The sequence below is a fragment of the Variovorax soli NBRC 106424 genome (assembly GCF_001591385.1).
Classification (GTDB): Bacteria; Pseudomonadota; Gammaproteobacteria; order Burkholderiales; family Burkholderiaceae_C; genus Variovorax; species Variovorax soli.
Map to the genome: position 1 here is coordinate 1 of NZ_BCUU01000199.1, position 2,942 is coordinate 2,942.

The following is a 2,942-nucleotide window of genomic DNA, read 5'->3' on the forward strand; positions in this document are numbered from 1 at the left end:
GGCGGCCACCGGGGCGGCCAGCGCGGCCGCGCCCAGCTTGAGGAGGTCGCGGCGCTGCGCGCCGTGCACGTCGCCCGTGCGGCTTGTTTCGTCTTGCATGGATGTCTCCGGGTGTTGTTGTGTGTGCGGCTTACTTCGCCTTGGGCCGCGCCAGGCCCAGCGTGGGTGTCTCGTCGAAGAAGTTCCACGGCTTGAGCAGCGCGTGCACCCATTCGGTGGGCATGATCGGCCACTCCTCCGCGCGCGCCACGTGCGTGGTGCCGGTGGTGAGCCACACCACGTTGTCGGTGCCCACAATGGGCTGGTCGTCGGCGGTGAACTGGCCCAGGCCCGTGTCCCTGGCCGAGCGGTTGGGGTACTTGCCCTCGGGAAAGCGCTCGTTCGGGTCGTAGCGGGTGACCCAGATCTGCTTGTCCATGAAGCTCAGGCGGTGGTAGATCCACTCGTCGGGCGCGAAGTTGGCGCCCTTGGCGATCGGGTGCGTGCCGCCTGCATACGGAATGAGCTGGTAGGACACCGCATTGCCCACCTTGTTGGCGCGGGCCGGATTGCTCAGCAGCCGCACGGTGGCCGGGTCGAACTTCTGCGCCGCCTGCTTTTCCGTCTGCACGGTGCGCTCGGTGGTCTGCATGGTGCTGGTGCGCGGGCCGCCGCGCGTGTTGGGCGCCACCACCGGGTCGATTTCCCTCAGCTCGTTGGCCTCGCCGTCCACATCCAGGTCCAGCCTGAAGTTGTAGATGTGCTGGTGCGTGGTGCCCACGATGTTGTGGTCCAGCAAGGTGCCGTAGCGTGTGTCTTCCTTGGCAGTGGCGTCCTGCATGGTGCGGCTGCGCACGCCCTTCACGGCCTCGATGCCGGTGGCGCCGGCGTGGATGCCGATGGTGCCGTTCTCGGCAAACACCCAGTCGAAGATGTAGTCGTAGTTGCCCACGGTGCTGATCCAGCGCACCACCAGCTCGCGCCGCTCCGCGCTCATGTTGGGCTTGCCGTATTCCTGGTGCTTGTATTCGGGATCGGCGTAGCGCTCGAACACCGCGATGGCGTTGGGCACGGGCGTGGGCTTGCCGTCGTAGCCGGCCAGCGTGGCGTCCAGCAGCACCGCGTTTTCCGGCGCGTCGGTGCCGCGCTCGATGGGCGAGGTCAGCACGCCCATGCCGTACTCGCCCGAATCGAGGTAGGCCTTGAAGTACCAGCCCACGTCGGGGTCGCCGTAGGGCACGATCATGCCGCCGAGCGAGCCCTCGTACATCACCTTGCGCTTGGTGCCCTTGTCGTTGTAGCTGACGGTGGACAGCACCAGGCCCACGCGCGAATCCAGGCGCAGGTGCATGTCCCAGTTGCGCCAGTGCAGCGTGTTGCCGGTGATGGTGTAGTTCTTGCCCTCGGGCTCGGTGATGGACAGCGGCTTGAAGGGCGCCAGCGGCTTGCGGTCGCTGCCGTCGTAGGGGCGCGCCGCCATGGGCACGGGGACCACGCCAGCGTCCTCGACCTTGACGACCTTCTTCGCCACGAGGTCCACCACCGCCACCAGGTTCTCGATGGGATGCGCCCAGTAGTTGTTGTCGCCCACGTCCTGGTAGCTCACCACCTTGAGCAGGCGGTCTTCCTGGCGCAGCTGGTCCTTGCCGTCGAAGTAGCCGGCCGTGAGGGGCGTGGCCACCACCTTCTTCGGGTCGTGGATGCCGCGCCTGGCCAGGGCCTGAGCGTATTCGGGGCTGGTCTCGATGGCCGCCTGCACGGTGGCCAGGTCGTCCGACAGCAGCACCATGCCGTGCGCGCCTTCGACCTCCTTCCAGTCCAGCAGCTTCTTCGCGCCCAGGTCGACGGCGCCTTCGATCACCTTCTTGCCGTCCAGGATGACGAAGGAGGCCTCGCGCGGCACAGACACCGCCTTGCCCTGCAGCGCGAAGGCCCAGACCTGGTCCTTGGGCGGCGGCTTGAGCGCGATCTCGGTAAAGCGCAGGCCCTCACGCAGCCGGCCCGCGTTGCGCAGCACCTGCACGGTGGCCTCGATTTCCGCCGGCGTGAGCGGGTTGAGCGGACTGGCGGTGCGCTCCACCTGGAAAGTGGTGTCCAGCCCCGACTGGAACACCTGGTTGATGAAGCCCGCCGCCACGTAGGGCTTGCCCTCGCGAAGGGTGACGGGTGCCTCCAGCGTCACCGGCTTGCCGTTGACCAGCGCATCGCGCGAGCCGGGCTTGACGCGCACCATGGTGCTGTTGCGCTGGATGGAATAGACCTTGGCGAAGGCGTCCCAGCGCACGGTGGCGCCGAAGTCTTCCAGCGTCTTGACCATCGGCACCATCCTGGCGGGTGCGCCATGGGCGTGGGCCGGGTGGGCCGGCAGCAGGCCGAGCGCGGCGCCGCCGCAGGCCACGGCTGCCGCCAGGGCCAGGGCCTTCAGGCCGCGCACGGGGGCGCCACGGGCCGCGCTCGTGCTGCGCGGCGCCGTCGGCGCGAGAACTCTCTTCATGTTGGCATCCTCTCGCTGTCGAGCCTCTCCACCGGGCTCGATGGGATGCAGCGTAGGTTCGGAGCCGGGCCGGGCGTTATCCGGATTCGGCAAGCCGAAGCCGTTCGCGGGTTTGCCCTAGGGACCGTGGACGATGCTCAGGCGCCCGCCCGCCGCTTGCGCGTCTGCGAAGGCAGCTCGCCGAACAGGGTGCGGTATTCGGCCGCAAAGCGCGGCAGGTGCCAGAAGCCCCAGCGGGCCGCCACGTCGCCCACGGTGTCGTCGGCCGGCCCGCGCAGCAGCTCGATGTGCACGCGGTTCAGCCGCATCAGGCGCAGGTAGTGGATGGGGCTCAGGCCCAGGGCATCCTCGAAGGCGTATTGCAAGGTCCGGCGCGAGGCACCCACGGCCGCGCACAGCTGCGGCACGCTCACCGGCTCGTGCGCATGGGCCGCCATGTAGTCGCGCGCGCGCAGAAGAATGCGGCGGC

Annotated in this window: 2 protein-coding genes; both read right to left on the bottom strand. The window is 68.7% G+C overall.

Annotated features, from left to right (window positions below; all coding sequences use genetic code 11):
• Positions 1-130: 130 nt before the first annotated feature.
• On the bottom strand, positions 131-2,473 hold the full coding sequence (gene tynA / locus VSO01S_RS26215) for a primary-amine oxidase (protein ID WP_084242137.1): 2,343 nt from the start codon (positions 2,471-2,473) through the stop codon (positions 131-133).
• 137 nt (positions 2,474-2,610) lie between these two features.
• The coding region (locus VSO01S_RS26220) for a helix-turn-helix domain-containing protein (protein WP_153305452.1) at positions 2,611-2,942 on the bottom strand (332 nt) is incomplete at its 5' end.